Source organism: Comamonas piscis (assembly GCF_014109725.1).
Lineage (GTDB): Bacteria > Pseudomonadota > Gammaproteobacteria > Burkholderiales > Burkholderiaceae_C > Comamonas > Comamonas piscis.
Window position 1 is genome coordinate 1,865,831 of the sequence record NZ_CP058554.1, and the last position, 23,994, is coordinate 1,889,824.

Consider the following 23,994-nt stretch of genomic DNA (forward strand, 5'->3'; position numbering starts at 1 on the left):
TCTGCCCATTCTGGCGTCTTGGTGTGGTGCACAAGGAGACGCTATGAACCCGATTGGTGCGCAGAGGACACTTCGCCGTCTGCTGTACGGGGGGCTTGCCAGCCTGGCCCTCGTTTGCAGTTTTAACGCTTCGGCGGCATCGGCAGGATCCGGTCGGGCCTATGGCCTGCAGGTGACCGCCGATGTGGCGGGTTTGGGGCTTGGCGTCCCGATTGCCGATACCGGGCTAAAAACGGCACCACCGGATTTCAACACGCCCAGCTCTGTCCTCAATGCGTCGGTCGCTGCTGGCGCAGGCAATTTGCTGACCGTGCGTACCGGCGTTCTCACCAGTTCCACCCAAAGCAAGCTGGCGCAAAACAGCGTCGCGTCCTCATCGTCCGTCAGCGGCTTGGCCCTCAAGCTGGCTGGGTTGGGGCTGGGGGCAGACACCATCAGTTCGCAAGCCAAGATGTCCTGCGTCAATGGGACGCTGACGCCAGAGGGCAGTGCACAAATTCTGGGCGCTTCGGGATCGCTTGTCGGCGTCAGTGTTGCGGCAAATACCCGGGTCGATCTGACGATTGGTGTGCCCACCCTCGGAACCATGGTGGGGGTCATTCTCCACACCAATGAGCAAACCCTGAGCCCAGACGGCAAGACCTTCAGCGTCAATGCGCTGCGGGTGGAGCTCGTAGCGTCTGCGCTGGGTATTCGCTTGCTCGGTGCGTCCGTCATCGTGGGCAACTCCAGCGCCACGATGGCCGATTGCGCGCCCACGGTCACCTTGGGCCCCTTGCCCTTGATTACTACTAGCAACCAGGCGGCTATCCCCGTCAGCGGAAGCTGCAGCGCCGGCAGTGGCAATGTGACGATCAGCTCCACGCCCACAGGCGCGACGCAGTCGCTGCCTTGCTCGGCCACTGGCAGCTATTCCGGTTCGGTGAACACCACCGGGCTAGCCGATGGCCCCGTGACGCTGACGGCATCACAGCCCCCCGCAGGGCCGGCTAGATCTGCGAGCCAGTCCACCACCAAGAACACGGCCCCGGTCTTGCAACCGCCGGTCGTGACCGTCGTGTCTGCGCCCCATATCACCGCAGCCAACCAGGCGTCCTACAGCGTTTCGGGGACTTGCTCGGCCAACGGCGCGAGTGTTGCCATCACCATCGGCAGCGTCGGAGGCGCCACGTCCACTGCGCAGTGCAGCGGCGGCCTCTGGTCCGCGACGGGCCTGAATGTCGCCAGCCTGGTCAATGGGCCCATCACGGTCACGGCTTCGCAAACGGTCAGTAACCTGACCGGCACGGGCAGCCTGCTGACCAGCAAGGATTCCACCGGCGCTGTGCCTGTGGTGGTGGTGACTTCGGCACCCGCGATCACCGCAGCGAATCAGACCTCCTACACCGTATCGGGCACCTGCTCGGTGAACGGCACCAACGTATCCGTTGCGATCGACGTTGTCGAAGCCACGGTGCCCTGTACCGGCAATATCTGGGCCGCCGCAGGTCTGGATGTCAGTGGTTTGCTCAATGGCGCCCTCACGGTCACGGCCACGCAAACCGCCAACGGCCAAACAGGTACGGGTAGCCTGGGCACCACGAAGGACTCGGCCGGGGCCATTCCTGTCGTGACCATCAGCTTGGCGCCCGCCATCACGCTGGCCAACCAGGCTGCTTATACGGTCTCGGGCAGCTGCTCGGTGAACGGCAACAACGTGGCCGTGCTGGTGGGCTCTGTCTCTGCCTCTGCGCTGTGTACCAACGGCGGCTGGTCTACTGCGGGCCTGGATGTCAGTGCCTTGCCCAATGGTTCGGTCACGGTCATGGCTTCCCAAACCGTCGGCGCGCAAACCGGATCGGCGACCCTGGTCACCAGCAAGGATGTGACGGGTGCTGTGCCTGTCGTCGCCGTTACCTCGGCTCCCACGATCACCCCAGCGAACCAGGCGTCTTACACCGTCTCAGGCAACTGCTCGGTCAATGGCAATGATGTGGCCGTTCTGGTCGGCTCCGTTTCTGCCACGGCGACCTGCAATGGAGGCATTTGGTCCTCAACCGGGGTCAATGTCAGTAGCTTGCTCGATGGATCGGTCACCGTGACGGCCTCACAGACGGCGAACGGCCAGACCGGATCGGGCAGCCTGGTGACCAGCAAGAACACGGTGGTAGATGCACCCGTGGTGACCATTAGCTCCGCACCTGCCATCACGGCGCAGAACGAGGCGGCGTATACCGTCTCGGGCACCTGTTCGGCCGATGGCACGAATGTCGCTGTTCAGGTCGGCTCCGTTACGGCCTCGGCGCCCTGTACTGGCAACATCTGGTCCAGTCCGGGGCTCGATGTCAGCGGCTTGACGGATGGGGCGGTCTTGGTCACAGCTTCGCAAACCGTGGGTGGCCAAACGGGATCGGGTAGCTTGGTGACCGCCAAGGACACGGCGGGTATCGCACCGGTGGTGGCCATCAGCGCGGCGCCTGCCATCACGGCAACGAACCAATCTGCCTATACCGTTTCGGGCACTTGCTCGGTCAACGGCACGAATATGGTGGTGCTGATCGGCTCCATCGCTGCATCGGCAGCCTGCGACGCTGGCCTCTGGACGACTTCGGCGGTGAATGTGGGCGCCTTGCCCGATGGCGCGGTCACGGTGACCGCTTCGCAAACCGCCAATGGCCAAACGGGATCGGGCACGCTGGTGATCGCCAAGGACACGGCAGGGGTCGCACCCGCTGTGGCGGTCACCTCGGCACCCGCCATCACGGGTGCCAACCAGGCTTCCTATGTCGTTTCCGGCACCTGCTCGGCCAACGGCACCAACGTGGCGGTATTGGTGGGCTCCATCGCTGCATCCGCCATGTGCGACGGTAGTGTCTGGGCTACTGCAGGCCTGGATGTCAGCAGCTTGCCGGATGGCGCGGTCACGGTCACGGCCGCACAGACGGTGAATGGCCAAACGGGATCGGGCAGTCTGGTGACCAGCAAGGCTGCGGCCGGGATTGCGCCTGTGGTGACCATCAGCTCGGCACCGGCGATCACGGCGGCGAATGAGCTGTCCTATACCGTCTCTGGCACCTGCACGGCCAATGGCACGGACGTAGATGTTCTGGTTGGCTCCGTCGCTGCCTCGGCACAATGCAGCGGTGGCATCTGGTCCACCGCAGGCCTGAATGTGAGTGGCTTGGCAAATGGACCCATCTCGGTCGTTGCTTCGCAAACGGTGGGTGGTCTGTCAGGCTCGGGCAGTTTGGTGATCAGCAAGGACTCGGAGGGACTTGCCCCGGTGGTCAGCATCACCTCGGCGCCTGTCATCACGGCGGCCAACGAGACGGGCTATACCGTCTCGGGCACCTGTTCGGAAAACGGTCTGGGGTTGACAGTGCACATCGGTGACATCGCCGTTGTGCCGCAGCCGGTCTGCAGCGGTGGCATCTGGTCCACCGCAGCGATCGATGTCAGCAGCTTGCCGGATGAAGCGGTGCTGGTGACGGCTTCGCAGACGGTGGGTACCCAGACGGGTACCGGTAGCCTGGTGACCACCAAGGACACCGCAGGCGCCGCGCCCGTGGTGGCCATCACCTCGGCAGCAGCGATTACGGCGGCGAACCAGTCGGCCTATACCGTCTCTGGCACCTGCACGATAGAGGGCAGCAACGTGGCCGTCCTGGTCGGATCGGTAACGGCATCGGCGTCTTGCACAGGCGGCGTGTGGTCCACTGCAGCGCTGGATGTCAGTGGCCTGCCCAATGGATCGGTCACGGTGACCGCGTCGCAGACAGCGGACGGCCAGACGGGATCGGGCAGTTTCGTCACCAGCAAGGACTCCGCAGGGACTGCACCCTCGGTGACCCTCACTACGGCGCCAGCAATCACGGCCGCCAACCAGGCTGCCTATGTGGTATCGGGCAGTTGCTCGGTCAATGGCACGGATGTCTCCGTTCTGGTGGGCCAGGTCGCTGCAACGGCGCCTTGCAACAACGGCACCTGGACTACTCCGGGCATGGATGTCAGCGGTTTGCCCGCTGGCGCGGTCACGGTCATGGCCTCGCAAACAGCGGCTGGCCAAACGGGATCGGCGAGCGTGGTGGTCAACAAGGAACAGGGGGGGATCGTGCCCTTGGTGAACATCACCCCGCCACCTGATATCACCGCCACTAACCAGACGGCCTATACCGTATCGGGCACCTGCTCGGTGGCGGGTACCAACGTGGCCGTCCAGGTCGGCTCCATCGCGGCCTCGGTAGCTTGCGATGGCAGTACCTGGACCACCGGCCCTCTGGATGTCAGTAGCTTGCCCAATGGATCGGTGACGGTGACCGCCTCGCAGACGGTGAGCGGCGGCTCGGGATCGGCCAGTGTGGTGGTCAACAAGACTGCGGTCGCTACGGCGCCTGTGGTGACCATTGAATCGGCCCCCGTCATTACGCTGGCCAACCAAGCGTCCTATACCGTATCGGGCACTTGCTCGGCCAATGGCACGAACGTGGCTGTCCAGGTCGGCAATGTGACCGCCTCTGCGATGTGTAGCGGTGGAAGCTGGTCTGCTCCGAGCCTGAATGTCAGTGGCTTGCCCGAAGGCGTAGTGGTCGTAACGGCTGAGCAAGTCGTAGGTGGCGAGCCCGGATCGGACCGCGTGGAGACCACCAAGACTACAACAGTGATTGTTCCCGTGGTGGTCATCACCTCGGCACCTGCGATCACTGCATCCAATGAAGCCACCTATGCCGTCTCGGGCACCTGCTCGGCCAACGGTCAAACAGTGAGCGTGCTTGTTGGAACCCTACCTGCAGCGGCACTGTGCAGCGATGGCATCTGGGCTACCGAGCCCATTGATGTCAGTGGCCTGGACGATGGACCAATCACGGTGCAGGCCTCGCAAGACGTCGGTGGTCAAGTGGGGACGGTCAGCCTGGTGATCAGCAAGGACACGGCCGGCGCAGCACCTGCCGTGAGCGTGACCTTGGCACCGGCGATCACGGCAGCGAACCAAGCGGCTTACACCGTCTCGGGCACCTGCTCGGTGGACGGCACGAACGTGGCTGTCCAGATCGGCTCGGTAGCTGCATCGGCGCAGTGCAATGCCGGTATCTGGTCGAGCACGGCCGTGGATGTCACTGCCTTGGCCGATGGCCCGGTGACTGTGACGGCCTCGCAAACGCAGGGTGCCCTAACCGGCTCGGGCAGCCTGGTGACCACCAAGGATGCCGTTGGCGTGACACCCGTGGTGAGCGTGACCTCGGCACCGGCGATCACGGCGGCGAACCAAGCAGCCTATACCGTCTCGGGCACCTGCTCGGTGAACGGCACGAACGTGGCAGTCCTGGTCGGCTCGGTCACTGCATCCGCACAGTGCAATGCAGGCATCTGGACCTCTGGGGCCGTGGATGTCACTGGCTTGCCCGATGGGGCGGTCACGGTCATCTCCTCGCAAACCGCCAATGGTCAATCGGGATCCGGCAGCTTGGTGACCGCCAAGGACGCGGCAGGCGTCGCTCCTGTTGTGGCCATCACGTCCGCCCCTGCGATCACGGCATTGAACGAGTCGGCCTATTCCGTCTCGGGTACCTGCTCGGCCAATGCTGGGGTGGTGACAGTGCTGGTCGGCTCGGTGTCCACATCGGCGCAGTGCAACCTGGGCATCTGGACCACTCCGGCCATCGATGTCAGTGCGCTGGCTGATGGATCGGTTACGGTGACGGCCTCGCAGCTGTTGGACGAGCTGACAGGTTCCGCTAGCCTGGTGATTGGCAAGGACACGGCAGGCGCTGCCCCCGTGGTGACCGTGAGCTCGGCACCGACCATTACTTCGACTAATCAGGCGTCCTATGACGTTTCCGGTACCTGCTCGGCGAATGGCAGCCCTGTTGCGGTTCAGGTGGGATCGGTGGCTGCAACGGCCTCATGCGCGGGTGGTAACTGGGCCGCTACAGGCCTGAATGTCACTGCGCTGGCCAATGGACCGGTCACCGTGACAGCGGCGCAGACGGACGGCGGCCAGACGGGATCGGGCAGCCTGCTGACCCTCAAGGACACGGCAGGCGTAGTCCCTGTGGTGACCGTGGACTCGGCACCCGCCATCACGGCGACCAACCAGGCCGCATATACCGTCTCGGGCAGTTGTTCGGTCAGCGGCACCACTGTGGCAGTTCAGATTGGCTCGGTGCCTGCATCGGCACCATGCACGGCCGGCACCTGGACCGCCGAAGGCGTGAATGTCAGCAGCCTGGCCGATGGTTCGGTCACTGTGACCGCTGCGCAAACAGCGGGCGGAGTGATCGGATCTGGCAGCCTGGTGACCAGCAAGACCACCGGCGCAGTCGAACCTGAGGTGACCATCACGTCGGCACCTGCCATCACGGCAGCCAACCAAGCGGCCTATGTTGTCGCGGGCACCTGCTCGGTGAATGGCACCAATGTGAATGTCGAGGTCGGCTCGGTGCCTGCATCGGTGTCGGCATCGGTGGCCTGCACCAGCAACAGCTGGACGATCGCCGCGTTGGATGTCAGCACGGTACCCGATGGAACGGTGATCGTCACGGCTGCGCAAACGGCGGGCGGACTGACCGGGTCGGACAGTGTGGACGTCAACAAGGCCACCGGCGGAGTGCAACCCGAGGTGAGCATCAGCTCGGCACCTGCGATCACGGCAGCCAACCAAGCGGCCTATACCGTCTCGGGCACCTGCTCGGTCAACGGCACCAACGTGGATGTCGAGGTCGGCTCGGTGCCTACATCGGTGTCGGCATCGGTGCCTTGCACCAGCAACAGCTGGACGACCGCCGCGTTGAATGTCAGCACGGTGCCCGATGGAACGGTGACCGTGACGGCTACGCAAACGGTGGGCGGACAGTCCGGATCGGACAGTATGGACGTCAACAAGACGACCGGCGCAGTCCAACCGGTGGTCACCATCACGTCGGCACCCGCCATCACGGCAACCAATGCGTCGGCGTACTCCGTCTCGGGTACCTGCTCGGCCAACGGCAGCAATGTGGTTGTGGAGGTCGGCTCGGTGTCAGCCACGGCGCTGTGCAATGCCGGCATCTGGGCGACCGAGGGCATGGACGTCAGCGGTCTGGCGGATGGATCGGTTGAGGTGACGGCTACGCAAACGGTGGGCGGCCAGACGGTCACCTTCACCACCAGCAAAGATGTGGCAGGCGCCGCACCTGCGGTGGCGATCACCTCGGCGCCTGCCATCACGGCAGCCAACCAAGCGGCCTATACCGTCTCGGGCACCTGCTCGGCGGAGGGCGCCAACGTGGATGTGCGGATCGGCGGCCTCGCTGCATCGGCGGTTTGCAACACCGGCATCTGGGCCAGCTCGGCGATCGATGTCAGTGGCCTGGCTGATGGCCCGGTCTCTGTGTCGGTGTCGCAGACGGTGGGTGGCCAGACGGGCACCGGCGGTTTTGTGACCAGCAAGGATGCCGCTGGGGTGGTACCTGTGGTGGCCATTAGCTCGGCACCTGCGATCACCGCATTGAACCAGGGCGCCTACACCGTCTCGGGCACCTGCTCGGCCGAAGGCAGCACCGTAACCGTGCTGATCGGATCCATTCCTGCCTCGGTGCAGTGCAATGGTGGCATCTGGGCGACCTCGGGCGTGGATGTCAGTGGCCTGGCCGATGGCGCGATCACAGTGATGGCCTCGCAGAGCGCTGGTGGTCAAACGGGATCGGGCAGCTTGGTGACCAGCAAAGACTCGGCAGGCGCGGCACCATCCGTGGCCATTACCTCGGCCCCTGCGATCACGGCGAGCAACCAGACGGCTTATACCGTCTCGGGTACCTGCTCTGCGGATGGCGCCAACGTGGCCGTGCTGATCGGTTCCCTCTCGGCCTCGGCCGTGTGCAACGGCGGCATTTGGGCGACCTCGCCCATCGATGTCACCGGTTTGCCCGATGGATCGGTCTCCGTGACGGTATCGCAAACGGCGGGTGGCCAGACGGGCACCGGCAGCGTTGTGACCACCAAGGACTCGGCAGGCGCGGCACCATCCGTGGCCATTACCTCGGCACCTGCGATCACGGCAGCCAACCAGACGGCCTATAGCGTCTCGGGCACCTGCTCGGTCAATGGCAGCAATGTGGTGGTACTGATCGGCTCCCTGTCGGTCTCCGCGCCTTGCAATGACGGCACCTGGGCCACCGCGCCCGTGGACGTCAGTGGTTTGCCGAATGGACCGATCACGGTGACGGTGTCGCAAACGGCAGGTGGCCAGACGGGCACCGGTGGTTTTGTGACCAGCAAGGACTCGGTGGGCGTCGTGCCCGTGGTCACGGTGACCTCGGCCCCCGCCATCACGCTGGCCAACCAAGCCTCCTATGCCGTGTCGGGCAACTGCTCGGCGAACGGTAGCAACGTGGCGGTCCTGGTCGGATCCATACCGGCATCGGCAACCTGCAACGCTGGCGCTTGGTCGGTTTCGGGCCTGAATGTCAGTGGCTTGCCGAATGGACCGGTCACCGTAACGGCTGCGCAAACTGTGGGCGGCCAGACAGGGTCGGGCAGCTTGGGGACCAGCAAGCAAGCTGCAGCGGTGGCCGTGACGGTCAATGTGGCGCCTAGCATCACCAGCAGCAACCAGGCCAGCTATGGCGTTGTCTCCGGCAACTGCAGCGCCGCTGCGGGCACGGTGACGGTCAGCATAGGCAGCACCAGCAATACGGTGGCCTGCAATGCCGGCAGCTGGAGCCTGAGCGGTGTGGATGTGCGCAGCCTGCCCGAGGGTCCCGTCGAGGTGAGAGCCTCGCAGACGGTGGCTGGGACGGTTGTTTCCGGCACGCTCAATACCGTCAAGGACACGGCAGCACCGGTGGTGACAATCACCACGGCAGCGAACATCGGCAACGCCAACCAGAACGCCTATAGCTCTGCGGGTACCTGCACCAGCGGCGACGGTCTGGTGACGGTGCGTGTGGGATCTGTCACGGCGACGGTGGCCTGTGTCAACGGGGCCTGGACGGCGCCTGGTATGCGGGTCGGTGCCTTGCCCAATGGATCGGTCACGGTGACGGCATCGCAGACCGATGAAGCGGGCAATACCGGCAGCGACACGCGCCAGGTTTCCAAGAACACGGACTCCGGTGGCGAGCCGCCCGAACCGCCCGTCGCGTCGATCGCGGCCCAAAACGGCACCTGGATCATCAGCGATGAGCTCAATGGAGAGCCTGGTCGCGGCATGGGTATCGAAATCCAGGATGGCGTCCTGTTCATGCAGATCTACAGCTACCGCGAATCGGGTGAACCCACCTTCTTCACGGCCCTGGGGACCTTGCAGGACAACACCGTGACCGCTCCGCTGTACTTCTACGAAGGCGGGCGCTTCTTTGGCAGCGAGCAACGTGATGGCCATGCAGCCGGCAGCCCTGGCAATGTGGTGATCACCTTTACCAGCCGGACCACGGGGACGATCCAGTTCCCGGGCGAACCGGCGAAGGCCATGCAGCGCTTTGACTACGAAGGCACGCCAACGGGGGTCTTCTCCGACCCGGCGTTTGTCGACCGCTGGGCCATGGTCGAGCTCAACAGCAACAACCAACCGGTGCGCAACTGGTGGGCGGATATCGGCAGCAGCGAGCAGGTCTCCCTGAGCGAGGACTGGGCGGCTGCCGCGATGAGCTGGCCTTATCCACCGGGTGTGGCGACGACGGTCCATGGCTTCGGCGGCACCGTATCGGGCCATGTGCTGGCGCAGTGCAGCTACGGCGGCCGTGATCGGGTGTTCAACTGCTCGGGCAACAGGGCGGGCGCCACCGGAGGGCCGGTGATCGCAATGACGATGCAGCGTCATGTGGACCAGATCAACGGTACTTTGCAAGAAGGGGGTGGCGCTGTCCGGCGCCTGGTGGGCTTCCGCGTGGCACGCGCAGCCTACACCTGGCAGGACAACCAGAGCGTGCGCACCAGCTACTACGCACCGGGCTATGCACCCGAGTCGGGCACCTGGGTGGTCAGCAACGAGCTGCGGGGTCTGCCGGGTCGAGGTCTCTCGATCGAGCTGCAAAAGCCCATCAACAGTGAAGACCATATGTTGTTCATGTCGGTCTACGACTATCAAAGCGATGGGAAAGCGACCTTCCACAGTGTGCTGGGTGCGCATGATGCCTCTACCACGCCAGAGCCCAACACGCCGGATCTGCCCACCGTGCAGTACCAGGGTGGGCGCTACTTTGGTGGTCCGGCTGCGATTGCCAGCTTCAAGGATGACGCCGGTCTGACCCAGTCGATCCACTTCAGCGCTCCATCGGTGGGCACCCTGGCCTTCCCAGGTGAGCAGCCGGTGCAGATCGAGCGCTTCTACTACGGTGTGAACAAGGGTTCTGTCCAGTCGCTGCTTGGATCCTGGGCTGTGCTGTCCGCCACGGATGCGATGCCCAGCCGGAACTTCCGCTTCCAGAAGCGCGATGAGAACGCGGTGATCGATACCGACTCGGGCTATGTCTGTGTTGCTGAAGTGCTGCGCCAGTTCAACTTCCGCTGCAGCGCACCGAACGGCGCACCCGACTTCCGCTTTGTGGCCGGCTTCTATGGCGCGAGCACCGGCATTGTGGGAGATGCAGAAGACGCGCCGGCCATCACCGTGATGCGGGTGACCGATCCGAAGGGAGAGAGGGTGCAGACGGGCGACTGAGGAGGAGGGACACCGCTCGCCAGACCTGGCGCAGCGGTGTCCCAGCCCCTGAAGCGCCCAATTTCCTGGGTCATGCGCAATGGACATGGAATCTATGCCGGCCCTTGTTCTTCCCTGTAAGCCGAGGCCTTGATTTGGAGATGGAGGGCGCTGTCAGACATGTCAGACAGCGCTGAATCGGCAAAGGCCTTTGGCCTGCGTTGGCAAGGATCTGCCTTCCAGCCCGCCTTCATCGGCGGGCTTTTTTATGTGAATCGCCAGCGACAGATGGGCTTACAAAATGCAGCATCTCACCTTCATTTCTCCTCTGAAAACTCGCCGCTGAGGAGGACGCATGTGCGTGTTTATGAACGGTTGGAACTCCGCTGCTCTCCGTCGCAATTGGCACCCCACCCCCGCGGGGACGCTGTAACAGGCCATAGCCGAGACCTAGCTCCGCTTATAGATCGGTTCAATAAATTAATTTACCGTTTACCAAAGATTCGCAGTACCTTTGTGCTTGTGAGTAGTTGTGTCTGTATGAGTAATCAGCGGCACCTGTCCTTGACCGCCGGTTGGTAGGGTCTGAATGGATCACACCAAACCCTGGCGTCTTTGCGCGGTGCAGAAGGAGACGCTATGAACCCGCTTGGTGCAAAGAGATCCATCTGTCGTCTGCTGTACGGGGGGCTTGCGAGCTTGGCCCTCGTCTGCAGTTCCACCGCCTTTGCCGCTTCCTCCGGAACCGGCCGGGCCTATGGCCTGGAGGTCACTGCCAATGTGGCGGGCGCGGGACTGAATATCCCGGCGGCCGATACGGGGCAGCAGGCTGCACCACCTGATTTCAACATGCCCGTTTCTGTGGCGAGCGTGGGGGTGACCGCAGGGGTCAATCTTCTGAGTGTGGCGACGGGTGTCATCAACTCCTCCACCCAGAGCAATCTTGCGCAGAACAGCGTGGTGTCCAGCACCTCCGTCGATGGCTTGAACCTGAGTTTGGCAGGTCTGGCGCTGGGCGCCAATACCATCAGCTCGCAAGCGCGCATGGCCTGCGTCAACGGCACGCCACAAGGCTCTGGGGACGCACAGATTCTTGGCGGCACCGGGTCGCTGAGCGGCGTCAGTGCTTCAGTCAACGGCCTGGTCAATCTGACCATCAATGTACCTGGCTTGGGCACGGAGGTCGGCGTCAAGCTCTACACCAATGAGCAAAGCCAAAGCGGCACGTCGATGAGCGTGACTGCGTTGCGGATCGAGTTGGTGGCCAAGGCGCTGACGATTCCCTTGCTGAATGCCTCGGTGATCGTGGGCAATTCCACCGCGTCGATGCCCGATTGCAAGCCCACGGTGAGCTTGAATCCCTTGCCACCGATCAATGCGGGCAACCAGTCGTCCGTGCCGATCAGCGGCAGCTGCAGCGCTGGCAGCGGCAATGTGGCCATCAGCTCCAACCCTGCAGGCGTGGGTCAGTCACTGCCCTGTACGGCTGCTGGTACCTACACCGGCACGGTGAATGCCCAAGGTCTGCCGGATGGAACGGTGACGATCACCGCGATGCAGACGGCGTCCGGGCAGACCAGCTCGGCGAGCCAGTCGACCACCAAGAATTCCGGATCGGTACCTCAGCAGCCGGTGGTGGCCGTGGTCACGGCTCCGCAGATCACGGTGGCCAACCAGGCTTCGTACAGCGTGTCGGGCACCTGCTCGGCCAATGCTGAAGCAGTGGCCGTGACGCTGGGATCGGTGTCCACATCGGCGCTCTGCAGTGCTGGCATCTGGTCAGCCTCGGGCATCAATGTCAGCGGTCTGCCCGATGGTGCGGTGACGGTGACGGCCTCGCAGACTGTCGGCGGTCAGACGGGATCGGGCAGCCTGGTAACGGCCAAGGATGCGACTGCCCCTGCGGTGGCGATTACCTCGGCACCAGTGATCAATGCGGGCAACCAATCATCGTATGGCGTGGCAGGCAGTTGCTCGGAAGGCGGCGCAGCCGTCACGGTGCGGGTGGGCAGTGTCGCCGCTGTGCCCTCGCCAGTCTGCAACAGCGGTATCTGGTCGGCATCAGGCCTGGATGTCAGTGGGCTGCCGGCCGGCTCGGTCACGGTGACGGCGATGCAGACCGATGCCGCGGGCAATACCGGCAATGCCAGCCGCACGACCAGCAAAGACAGCAGCGCTGCCGCGGTGACGGTGCTGGTGGCGCCGCGCATCAACAGCGGTAACCAGGGCAGCTATGGCGGCGTCTCTGGCGCCTGCAGCGCGGCCGATGGCATGGTGACGGTGGCCATTGGCAGCATCAGCAATACGGTGGCCTGCAACGGTGGTGCCTGGGTACTGAGCGGCGTCGATGTGCGCGGCCTGCCGGAAGGCACCGTGCTGGTGAAGGCTTCGCAGACCGTGGCTGGCACGGTCATCTCCGGCTCGCTGAACACGGTCAAGGATACGACCGGGCCTGCGGTGTCGATCAGCACTGCGCCGACCATCGATACCTCCAACCAGGACGCCTACAGCCCCGCAGGAACCTGCACCAGTGGCGACGGCCCGGTCACGGTGAGCGTGGGATCCATCCGGGTGACGGTGGCCTGCGTCAACGGCAACTGGACGGCGCCTGGCATGCAGGTGGGCGCCTTGCCCAAGGGGCCTGTCACGGTGACGGCATCGCAAACCGATGAGGCAGGCAACACCGGCAGCAGTACCCGCGAAGTGACCAAGACCTCGGATGCTACTGGCGAGCTGCCCACCGGCCTGATCGCGCCCCAGAGCGGCACCTGGATCATCACGGAAGAGCTCAATGGTGAGCCAGGCCGCGGCATGGGCATCGATGTCCAGGACGGCGTGCTGTTCATGCAGGTCTACAACTACCGCCAATCGGGTGCACCCACCTTCCACACGGCCTTGGGTACGCTGAACAACAACACGGTGACCGCTCCGCTGTACTTCTACGAAGGCGGGCGCTTCTTTGGCAGCGAGCAGCGCGATGGCCATGAGGCGGGCAGCCCCGGCAATGTGGTGATCACCTTCAGCAGCCGCAGTACGGGCACGATCCAGTTCCCCGGAGAAGCGGCCAAGCCTATGCAGCGCTACGACTACGAGGGCACGCCTGTCGGTGTCTTCTCCGACGCGGCCTTTGTCGATCGCTGGGCCATGGTGGAGTTCAACAGCAATAACCAACCAGTGCGCAGCTGGTGGGCAGATATCGGCAACAGCGGACAGGTGGCTATGAGCGAGGATTGGGCCACTGCTGCGCTGACCTGGCCTTACCCGCCCACCGTGGCGACGGCTGTGCATGGCTTTGGCGGTACCTTGTCCGGCCATGTGGTGGCGCAGTGCAGCTACAGCGGCAGCGGTCTGCAGTTCAACTGCGCGGGCAACCGGCAGGGTGGCGCAGGCGGTGGGGCTGTGGTGGCGCTTACCTTGCAGCGCGGTGTGGACCAGCTGAGCGGCACGGTGCGCGAGGGCGGTGACGAGGCCCGGCGCCTGGTGGGCTTCCGTGTCGGACGCGCGGCCTACACACTGCAGAACAACCAGAATGTGCGTACCAGCTACTACGCGCCAGGCTATGCCCCAGAGTCGGGCACCTGGGTGGTCAGCAGCGAACTGCGCGGCCTGCCGGGCCGGGGTATTTCGATCGAGCTGCAGAAGCCGACCAACAGCGAGGACCATATGCTGTTCATGTCGGTATACAACTACGAGGCTGACGGCCAGGGCACCTTCCATAGCCTGCTCGGCGCCCATGATGCATCGACGACGCCAGAGCCCAACACGCCGGATCTGCCCACCGTGCAGTACCAGGGCGGGCGCTACTTTGGTGGCCCGGCTGCCATCGCCAGCTTCAAGGCCGATGCCGGTCTGACCAAGGCCATCCACTTCGCTGCGCCTTCGGTGGGAACGCTGGCCTTCCCCGGCGAGCAAGCGCTGCAGATCGAGCGCTTCTACTACGGCGTGAACAAGGCCTCGGCCCAGTCGCTGCGTGGATCCTGGGTGCTGCTGTCCTCCACGGATGCGATGCCCAGCCGGAACTTCCGCTTCCAGACCCGGGATGAGAACTCGGTGATCGATACCGACTCGGGCTATGTCTGTGTCGCGGAGGTGCTGCGCCAGTTCAACTTCCGCTGCACCGCGCCTTCTGGATCTCCGGTGTTCCGTTTCGTCGCCGGTTTCTACGGCGCCAGCACCGGCATCGTCGGGGATGCGGAAGATGCACCGGCCATCACCGTGGTGCGGGTGACCGACCCGAATGGCGAGATGGTGCAGGCGGGCGACTGAGGTTGGGGCTGCCACCGCGCGCCGGACCCGGCGCGGCGGTGGCCTCTGACCTTGCAGCGCGAGGCCCCGGCGAGGAACTGTTAAAATGCCCGGGCGCCATGCACTACAGAGCAACGGTTTCGCAGAAAACATCTGCAAACCGTTGTTTTTTATTGCCCGCGCCACAGACGCTGGCCCGGCTTTGCGAAGCAGGCTGGCAGCGATGGAGACCGTTTTACAGCTTGGGCCCTTGGGGGCACAGAGGTCGCGCGTCAGCCAGCAGGCATCCTGCTGGCTTTTTCTTCGTCTGTGGTCGACAAACCGGGCACAATGTCCGATATTGTGGATACTGCGCCGCTCGGGTGGGTGGCGCAAGGAGAGTCGCTGGCACAGGCCTTGCAGATGATGAATGTGCAGGCGGGTGTTGGCGCCTTGTGAAGGCGATGCGGCGTGCCGTGTCATCAGGCGTGGGGTTGCAAGCATCGGCGGGCAGCCCCCATTTTGGAAGGTACAGAACATGCCCAGTTACAACCCACCCTTTGAGATCCATGTCCACGGACAAGTGCAGCTGCGTGCCGATGTCGGCTTTGACCAGCTGCAAGAAGCCTTGAAGCCGCTGTGGGCCTATGCGGGCGCCAAGTCGCTGGTCGATGGCTCGGAGAGCGCTTACGAGGAAGAGCCCGGCATTCTGTTCGAGCCCAAGGACCATATGCTGCAGATGTGCTGGACAGTGCGCGGCGATGATGATTTCCGCCAGTCGCTGGACGACATGTGCATGAACCTCAACGAGCTGGCCGACCAGGGTTCGGCCATCGAGATCACCTTCTACGACGCCGAATTCGACGACGAGGAGCAGGACCGCGGCGCGGAGTCGCGCGACGACTTCATGATGCTGTTTGTAGGCCCGACGCCTGCAGCCATCATGCAGGTACAGCGCGATATGCTGGTGCAGGATGTGGTGAGCACGATGGAGCGCCACTTTGACGCTGGCGAACTGGTCGGTGTGGTGGCCGAGATCGACAAGCTGTTCAGCCAGCGCTTTGATGCCCTGGTGGATTCGCTGGAGATCGGCAAGCCCCCGCGTGGCACTGGCGGCCCCGGTGGCGGCCATGGCGGTGGCGGACGCCGCCCACGCCACCTGCACTGATCTCTCGCCAGCGCCCTCCCAGGCGCAGCAAGGTTTTTATCCCCAAGGCAGCCGCAGTGCTGCCTTTGTTATTGGTCTTGCCCATGTCCACCCCCGTCTTGCTTCCTTACCTGCAGTCCTACTCCACCAGCTTGCAGCAGCAGGCTGGCAGCCTGTTGCAATCGGGCAAGCTGGGCCAGTGGCTGCTGCAGCGCCATCCGCAGGCCCACCAGATGCGCTCGGACAAGGCCTTGCATGCCTATGTAATGGGCCTCAAGGGCGAGCACATGCGCAACAGCGCGGGCTTGGCCAAGGTGGTGTATGACAGCAAGCTGCAGCTGGTCTACCAGGCGCTGGGCATCCATGTGCGCACGGGCAAGAACCACGGCGGCAAGACCCAGTCTCGCCACGAGATCCGCATTGGCAGCCTGTTCAAGCACGCACCCGAGTCCTTTCTGCGCATGATTGCCGTGCATGAGCTGGCGCACCTGCGCGAGTCGGACCACAACAAGGCCTTCTACCAACTCTGCGAATACATGGAGCCAAGCTACCACCAGCTGGAGCTGGAAGTGCGGCTCTACCTGACCTGGCTGGACCAGGGCGGCCACCGGCTGTGGCAGGTCGCCGGCGATGCGGCGGACGCCGCTAGCTAATCAGCAGCGTGGCAGAGCTGCGGCGCCAGCCCCAGCCACTGCGCAGCGGCGTACTGCAGCGCCTTCAGCTCACCGGTCGTCGACAGGCGGCAGGCCTCGTCAGCGCCGGGCGCCTGCGCTGGCTTGCGCAGCATGCCGGTGGCATGCAGCAGGCTGTAGGTGCGGCGGGCGACCGGCGTGGCGGTGTCCAGCAGGCTGACCTGGTCGCCGACTAGGGCGCGCAAGGTATCGGCCACAAAAATATAGTGGGTGCAGCCCAGCACCAGAGTGTCGATCTGGTCTGGCTGTGGGCCAAAGGCACCCATGGCTGCCAGGTAGGTTTGGCACAGGCCCTGGATATGCGCAGCATCGGCGGCTGCATCGCGCCCGGGTCGGGTGCTGTCTTCAATCGCGCGCGCCAGCCCATTGCAGGCCTGCACCACAAAGCGGGTCTCGGTGGCATGCGCTGCCTGCAAGGCGGCAAAGCGGCTGCTGTTCACGGTACCCTGGGTGGCGATCACGCCCACCACATGGGTCTGGCTGTGCTGGGCCGCCGGCTTGAGGGCCGGTTCCACCCCGATGATCGGCAGGCCCGGGTGCTGCTCGCGCAGGCCTTCAATCGCGGCGGCCGTGGCTGTGTTGCAGGCAATGACCAGGGCCTTGATGCCGTGGCGCTCACGCATCTGCTGGGTGATGTGGGCGCAGCGCTGCTGCACAAAGGCGTCGCCCCGCTCGCCGTAGGGGGCGTTGCCGCTGTCGGCGAAGTAGACAAACTGCTCATGGGGCAGCACATCGCGCAGCGCCTGCAGCACGCTCAGGCCGCCAATACCGCTGTCAAAAACACCAATGGGGGAGAGGGGGCTGGGCATGGGAACGTGCAGAGGTGAGGGCTTTTGAAAAAACAGCGGGCGAGAGGATTGTAGGCAGGCTGCAGGTTTTATGCATCGACTGCGGCCAGCAGCATCAGGCAGGTGCAGACAATGCTGACCAGCCAGACGCCGAGCGCCACGCCCAGCACATGGGGCCAGCGCGGCCAATGGGGCCAGCAGCGCCGCAGCAGGCAGTGCATCGGCGTTATCAGCAAGGCCTGCAAAAAGCTGGCCGAGATGAGGATGGGCCAGAGGCTGTCACCAGGGATGGCTTTCAGCAGAGCACCATCACCGGCCCAGATGAAGAGCTGTTCGGCCAGTGCGTAGCTGGCAAAGCCGGGCAGGCCCAGCGAGACAAAGGACAGAACCAGGCCGCCCGCGCTCCAAAGCAAGGGGCTGCGCTGGGCCTTGATCCATGGCCAAAGTCGCTGCAAAAAAAGCATGGCGGTATTGTGCCCGCGAATGCTGGCGGCATGCGCTGTAGCGCTTGGATTGCGGTGCCGATGCCCCAGGTTTTTGGCACAGATTTCCCCTTATGCGGCGCATTGCCTTGGGCGGCGGTGTATAAATTTGCCCTGTCAATCTGGGCTTTGCCCGGCATTGTTGCCAGCAGCGACCGCTGCTGCCCAACCAACAACAAGGAAAATGCAGCCATGGGCGCGCAATGGAAAGCAAAGGGCAAGGCGCTGGTCGCCGATGCCAAAGGAAAACTCTTTGGCAAATTGGTCAAGGAAATCACGGTGGCAGCACGGCTGGGTGGCGGTGATGTGGGCAGCAACTCGCGCCTGCGCATGGCCGTCGAAGCCGCCCGCAAGGCATCGATGCCCAAGGACACCTTGGAGCGCGCGATCAAGAAGGGCTCGGGCGCTGGCGCTGATGCCGTGAACTATTCGACCGTGCTGTTCGAAGGCTATGCACCCCACCGCGTGCCGGTGATGGTCGAATGCCTGACCGATAACCCCAACCGCACGGCACCCAATATGCGCGTCTGCTTCCGCAAGGGCCAGCTGACAGCAGTGGCCTGGGATTTTGACCATGTGGGCATGGTTGAGGGCGAGCCAGAAAACGGTGCCGATGTGGAGCTGGCCGCGATCGAAGCCGGTGCGCAGGACTTTGAGCCTGGCGAAGAAGAGGGCGTGACCCTGTTCATCACCGAGCCCACCGACCTCGATACGGTCAGCAAGGCCTTGCCGGAGCAGGGCATCAAGGTGCTGTCGGCCAAGCTGGGTTACAAGGCCAAGACCCCCATCAGCATGGGCAGTCTGCCGGCTGAAGCGCAAGAAGAGGTGCAAGCCTTTTTGGCCGGCCTCGAAAACGACGACGATGTGCAGAACATCTATGTCGGCCTGGTGGACTGAGCAACGCCCGGCAACCCCACCCCAAACGGCCGATCAGGCCGTTTTTTCATGGGCGGGAGGCCAAGCTGCGTAGGCAGTTTGCGCTTCTTCATCATTTGCCCATTGACAGGCCAGGCCAGATATGCAGAAATTCGCTTGCGCTGGTCGTCGGCGTAGTTTAGATAAGAGCCCATACCATGAAAAAACTCATCGTCCTTGCCAGCATCGCGCTGGCATCCCAGTTTGCATTGGCCGCCGACAAGGCCCCTACCGCCCAGCAACAGCTGATGGGCACCTGCAACACTGAGGCCAAGACCAAGGAGCTCAAGGGCGATGACCGCAAGGCCTATATGTCCAGCTGCCTGTCCGACGGCCGCAAGCGCCAGCAAGAACGCATGAAGACCTGCAACGTCGATGCGACGGGCAAGAAGGGCGACGAGCGCAAGGCGTTCATGAGTGAGTGCCTGAAGAAGTAAGCAGCCTTGACGATTCGGCGCGCGAGCGCCGGGTCTGCCGAACCGGCCATAAAAAACGCCAAGCATGCGGACATGCTTGGCGTTTTGCGTTTTGCGTTTTGCGTGGTGCGCCCGGTGGGCGCCACAGGTCCCTACGCGTTTCGATTAGAAGCGGTGGCGGATACCGACGCCAAAGCTGGTGCCGTTGCCAAAGTCCTTGACCTTGTCGTACATCACGATGGCATAGCCATCGGTGCGCTTGGAGAAGTCGTAGTTGTAGCCGACGGAGACGGTGTCGCGCTTGGCATTGCTGTCTTGCAGCTTGCTGTGCGCCCAACCGGCAAGGATGCGGCTGGTGGCGCCCAGCGGCACGGTGGCGCCCAGGCTGGCGGTCTTGATCTTGAAGTCGGTGTCCTTGCCGGTCGTCTGGCCGTAGGTGGCATAGGCCTTCACAAAACCTGCGTCATAGCTGCTGCCGAGCATCCAGTTGCGGTGGTTCTCAGCCAGTACCGCTGGCACGGGGTTGCTCATGTCCACGTCTTCATAGAAGCCGGTGATGGCGAAAGGCCCGTTGGCGTAAGTGGCATTCAGACCGATGTTGTTCTTGCCGCCTTGGCCAGCTTGCTCGCCAAACTGGTAGTGCAGGTTGCCGCTGAAGCCGCCGACCTTGGGCGTGCTGTAGATCACCTGGTTGCTCCAACCGGTGTCGGAGGGGTTGCTGCTCTGCCAGCCGCTCTTGTTGAACAGCGACACGTTTTGGTGCAGCACCAGGGGCGAGAAGGTGAAGGAATCACCAAAGGGGTTCATCGAGATCGACGGCACGAAGTTCGGCGCCACGGTGCGGCCCAGGGTCACGGCACCAAAATCGCCGGACAGCGACACCAGCGCATCGCGCGACCAGAAAACGTCGCCAGTGAAGCGGCCGGGCGTGCCAGTGTCGGCGCGCATGAAGCTGGTCAGCAAAAAGCTGGCCTTGAGGCCGCCGCCCAGGTCTTCCGTGCCTTTGAAGCCGAACCAGGAGGTGGTCATGCCACCGCTGCCCAAGGTAGTGGTGCGGCCGTCATCGCCGGGGGCTTTCATCGAGCCGATATACATATCGACCAAGCCGGTGGCGGTGACCGATGACTGGGCCTGCGCTGCAGAGGCGCAGGCTGCCATCACGGCGAGGGCGAGCAGTTTGTTGTTGTTCATGGCATTCCTTTGTTACAAGCGTGTGAATTTGTGATAGCGGTGAATTGTGAAGTCAGTGCCGACCGCTCTGAGCAATATGTGTGCCAAAAGCCGAAAAAACCGCTGGTAAAGACCCGAGGTGTGGTGTGTACGCCGCATATCGGGCCTATACGGTTTTGGGTGGGCTTGGGCGCTGTTGGCTGGTTAGGGCGGCGGGTAGAGCGTGGAAGCAGCCAGGATGCTGCGACCGATTGCTGTCCAACATTGATGTAGCTCAATGTGTGCAGCGCGCAATCGCGGCACAGTGCGGACCATGCCTGACTCACTCCGCCTGGATGAATTTGCCCTGACCAGCGCCAGCGCTGGTGCCCTGCTGCGCCAGCGCCACCAGCCGCTGCAAGAGGCGCTGTACCTGGAGCGGGGCTCCGTTGCCTTTGGTGTCCAGGAGGAGGGGCGTATGCGCCATCTGCTGGGCATCATGGAGGGGCCTTGCTGGCTGGATGCGGCCCCCGCGCTGGCCGATCAGCCCTGTGCAGTAGACATGGTGGCGCAGACGCCCGTGCAATGGCGCGCCGTACCGGTGGGCCATCTGCGCAACTATTTGCAGCGATGGCCGGCCGAAGCCCAGGGACTGGTTACCAGCATGGCCCAGGGCTACTGCCAGCAGGCAGCGCTGGCCGTCAGCCGGGTGGCGCAGGATGCAGTGGCGCGCTGCGCGCAGTGGCTGCTGCAGCATGCCGAGCCGGGCGACCAGGGCCTGCGGGTGCAGCTGGCGCAATCCAAGCGGCAGATTGCTGCACACCTGGGCATTGCGCCTGAGACGCTATCGCGCGTGCTGCGCCAGCTGCGCGACCAGGGCCTGCTCGACGGCCTGGGCAAGAACCTCTGGCTGCCGCAGCCCGAATCCTTGCGCCAGCTGGCCAAGGCCTAGGGACCCTCTGCAAAACTCCCTGCCGTGGTCTGAATGCGGACTCGGGCGATCCGCTGCGTTGTCTTCCTTGTCAATAGCTACGGCTATTGACTGCAAAAGACGCCTTGCGGCTCATCCCGATCCGCGTCCATCCCGCTTGGCGAGGGTTTTGCAGAGCATCCCCAGGGACCCTCTGCAAAACTCCCTGCCGTGGTCTGAACGCGGACTCGGGCGATCCGCTGCGTTGTCTTCCTTGTCAATAGCTACCGCTATTGACTGCAAAAGACGCCTTGCGGCTCATCCCGATCCGCGTCCATCCCGCTTGGCGAGGGTCTTGCAGAGCATCCCTAGCCCGCCATTTGTAACGCGGGTTTCCTCCGTCCGGCTTTGTCCCGATACCGGCTCCGGGACTAAACCGCCAAGATGTGCGCACCTGAAAGGATGTGCCACATGCCAAATACTATGATTTGCTATCCCCGTGGCGGCGCCTGCCTCCGGGCCATGCTGGCCAGGTAGCCCGGCATGGATGGCAGGCAGGTGCATTGGCAGCCGGATTCTCCGCCTCCGGTAGACGACCTGCGTGATACGGCCGGACCCTGGCTGTGGCGGCTCTGGGTGGTGGTGCCGCTGATGGTGCTGCTGGGCACGGCCGTGGTGCAATGGTTGGCGATCCATGCCAGCCAGCAGACGGTGATCAGCCAACTGTCAGCCCAGCAGGCCGACGAGACCGAGATGCTGGCCCGGATGATGGGCAGCAAACTGGAGCAAAGCCAGAAAGTGCTGGGCGCGCTGGCCGAAGCGGCGGCGCCCTGGGTGCAAGGCCCGGCATCGCAAGACCCACCGCTGTTGGACCAGGGCGTGGCGGCCACACGCTACTTTGACAGCCTGGTGTTTGCACGCGGCAGCCAGGTCTTCAGGCGCCATGTGCGCGATCCGGGCGAGGGCGATGAGGCGGTCGAGCCGACGGAGCGGGATTTGCTGCGCCGGGTGATGGTGGATGGCAAGCCGCTCGTGTCCGAGCCCTTCAGAAGTGCGCCGGGCGGGCCCAGCATTGCGCTGGGCATTCCACTGCGCGACAAGCAGGGCACCGTGCGGGGCGCGATGGCCGGCGTGCTGCGCCTGCAGTCACAGAGCCTGCTGCCGGTATCGCTGGCCACCACGCCGCCCAACAGCGGGCAACTGGTGCTGATGACCGCTGGCGGAGTTCTGATTTCCCACCCCGACCCCGCCCGCATTCTGGGCACGACCGAAGACGATAGTTTGCTGGCCCAAGTGCTGCAGCGCTGGCAGGAGCGAAGCGCCAGCGGCGGCGCCCAGCCAGCGCAGTCCTGGTGGCTGGCGCCCCACCTGGTGAGCGTGGCGCAGATGCCTGCCGCCCGCTGGCTGGTGGTGCGGGTGATGCCCCATGAGCAGAGCCTGCAAAGCTGGGGACGCCAATGGCGCAGTTGGTGGTGGCTACTGCTGATGCCCTTGGCGCTGGCGGCCCTGACCTGGCTGTGGCTCTGGACGCATAGCCGTCGCTTTAAACAGTTGGTGGCGCAGACGCCGCTGCCGCTGGCCCCGGCACCGGTGCTGGCGTTGGCCTCGGGGCCGGTTCAGGCGGCCGACCCGGCCAGCGGCCCGCCGCCCGACGAGATCGACCGCATGGGCATGCACCTGCAAGAGCTGGGTCAGCAGCGCGAATCGCTCGCCGAGCAGCTGCGCCAGCAGCAGCAATTGTCTGAGAGTGTGCTGGCGCATGCGCGCTTTTCGTTTTTGCTGCTGGAGGGGGACCAGATCCAGCAGGTCTCGCAGGCGCTGGCGCATTTGCTGGGCTACAGCCGCCAGGATCTGCAGGGCCAGCCGGTGCGCATGTTGGCCATGGCCGACCAGGATTTTGACCAGGCCTGGGAGCAACTGGCCCCGGATCTGGAGCGCCAGGGCAGCGCCGAGACCAGCGTGGTGCTGCGCCACCAGTCGGGCGCGCCGGTCACCGTCAGCCTGCACCTGGTGAATATTGCGGACGCCGGCCCCAACCTGCGCTGGTGCTTTGTGCGCGCCGGCCAAGCCCGGGTTGCAGCGCTGTCGCCCAGCCGCATGGACAAGCTCACCTTGTTGCCCAATTACGAAGCGCTGCTGCTGCACCTGACCGCCTTGCTGCAAGCCCGGCGCGAGGGGCTGGACCAGTCCTCGCCCAGCGCGCCGGTGCTGTTCTATGTGAATGTCGACAATATGTCGGCCATCAATGCGCTGGCCGGCCATGCGCAGGGCGATCTGGTACTGCAGCATGTGGCGCGCCAGCTGCAACTGCTGCAGCCTTTCCAGGGCTATGCGGCGCGGGTGGCAGGCGACAAGTTTGCGCTGGTGCTGCGCCAGTGCAGCCCGGAAAAGGCCCATGAGCTGGCCGCGCAACTCTGCGACACCTTGCAGAACTGGCAGCCCCAGCTGCGTAGCAAGCATTTTGTGGTCACCGTCAGCATCGGACTGCTGCAGATGGATGCCACGTTTGCCGATGCCCTGCAGGTGGTGCGTGCCGCCGACATGGCCAGCTACAGCGCCAAGCGCCAGGGCGGCAACCGCGCCTGCTGGCGTGAGGCCAAGGTGGCCTGAGTGCTGGTCGGCAGCGCAAGGAGCAACGTGAACAGCTTGGGGTAAGAACCGGGACGGCCTGTAGGTG

Annotated in this window: 11 protein-coding genes; 8 read left to right on the forward strand and 3 right to left on the reverse strand. The window is 64.1% G+C overall.

The window, feature by feature from the left end:
* Nucleotides 1-43 precede the first annotated feature (43 nt).
* The 4 genes from HS961_RS08380 to HS961_RS08395 all read left to right on the forward strand — a co-directional run bounded on the left by HS961_RS08380 (nucleotide 44) and on the right by HS961_RS08395 (nucleotide 16,618).
* Nucleotides 44-10,615 carry a hypothetical protein gene (locus HS961_RS08380; protein ID WP_182327262.1) on the forward strand — a complete coding sequence of 3,524 codons (10,572 nt, stop codon included), beginning with the start codon at nucleotides 44-46 and terminating at the stop codon, nucleotides 10,613-10,615.
* A gap of 678 nt (nucleotides 10,616-11,293) precedes the next feature.
* Nucleotides 11,294-14,860, forward strand: a complete 3,567-nt coding sequence (locus HS961_RS08385) for a choice-of-anchor P family protein (protein ID WP_182327263.1) — start codon at nucleotides 11,294-11,296, stop codon at nucleotides 14,858-14,860.
* Nucleotides 14,861-15,356: 496 nt separating this feature from the next.
* Nucleotides 15,357-15,986, forward strand: a complete 630-nt coding sequence (locus HS961_RS08390; protein WP_182327264.1) for a DUF6806 family protein — start codon at nucleotides 15,357-15,359, stop codon at nucleotides 15,984-15,986.
* A gap of 83 nt (nucleotides 15,987-16,069) precedes the next feature.
* On the forward strand, nucleotides 16,070-16,618 hold the full coding sequence (locus HS961_RS08395; RefSeq protein WP_182327265.1) for a YgjP-like metallopeptidase domain-containing protein: 549 nt from the start codon (nucleotides 16,070-16,072) through the stop codon (nucleotides 16,616-16,618).
* On the opposite strand, the gene murI is transcribed toward HS961_RS08395, so the two are convergent.
* A complete protein-coding gene (gene murI, locus HS961_RS08400; protein ID WP_182327266.1) occupies nucleotides 16,615-17,466 on the reverse strand; it encodes a glutamate racemase in 852 nt (283 codons plus the stop codon). The two genes, HS961_RS08395 and murI, sit on opposite strands and share 4 nt — an antisense overlap.
* Before the next feature lie 68 nt (nucleotides 17,467-17,534).
* Nucleotides 17,535-17,909, reverse strand: coding sequence for a hypothetical protein (locus tag HS961_RS08405; RefSeq protein ID WP_182327267.1), 375 nt, complete (start codon nucleotides 17,907-17,909; stop codon nucleotides 17,535-17,537).
* A 210-nt stretch (nucleotides 17,910-18,119) separates the two neighbouring features.
* On the opposite strand from HS961_RS08405, the gene HS961_RS08410 reads away from it, so the two are divergent.
* Both HS961_RS08410 and HS961_RS08415 read left to right on the forward strand, forming a co-directional pair.
* On the forward strand, nucleotides 18,120-18,824 hold the full coding sequence (locus HS961_RS08410; RefSeq protein WP_182327268.1) for a YebC/PmpR family DNA-binding transcriptional regulator: 705 nt from the start codon (nucleotides 18,120-18,122) through the stop codon (nucleotides 18,822-18,824).
* A gap of 176 nt (nucleotides 18,825-19,000) precedes the next feature.
* Nucleotides 19,001-19,279, forward strand: a complete 279-nt coding sequence (locus HS961_RS08415; protein WP_182327269.1) for a PsiF family protein — start codon at nucleotides 19,001-19,003, stop codon at nucleotides 19,277-19,279.
* A gap of 144 nt (nucleotides 19,280-19,423) precedes the next feature.
* Here the strand turns inward: HS961_RS08415 and HS961_RS08420 are convergent, their stop codons facing one another.
* Complete coding sequence (locus HS961_RS08420) at nucleotides 19,424-20,449, reverse strand: porin (RefSeq protein ID WP_182327270.1); 1,026 nt, start codon at nucleotides 20,447-20,449, stop codon at nucleotides 19,424-19,426.
* Between the two features lie 292 nt (nucleotides 20,450-20,741).
* Between HS961_RS08420 and HS961_RS08425 the strand changes: the two genes are divergently transcribed.
* Entirely contained in the window at nucleotides 20,742-21,359 is a 618-nt protein-coding gene (locus tag HS961_RS08425; protein WP_238347838.1) for a Crp/Fnr family transcriptional regulator, read from the forward strand.
* Between the two features lie 501 nt (nucleotides 21,360-21,860).
* Complete coding sequence (locus tag HS961_RS08430) at nucleotides 21,861-23,927, forward strand: diguanylate cyclase domain-containing protein (protein WP_182327272.1); 2,067 nt, start codon at nucleotides 21,861-21,863, stop codon at nucleotides 23,925-23,927.
* Nucleotides 23,928-23,994 lie beyond the last annotated feature (67 nt).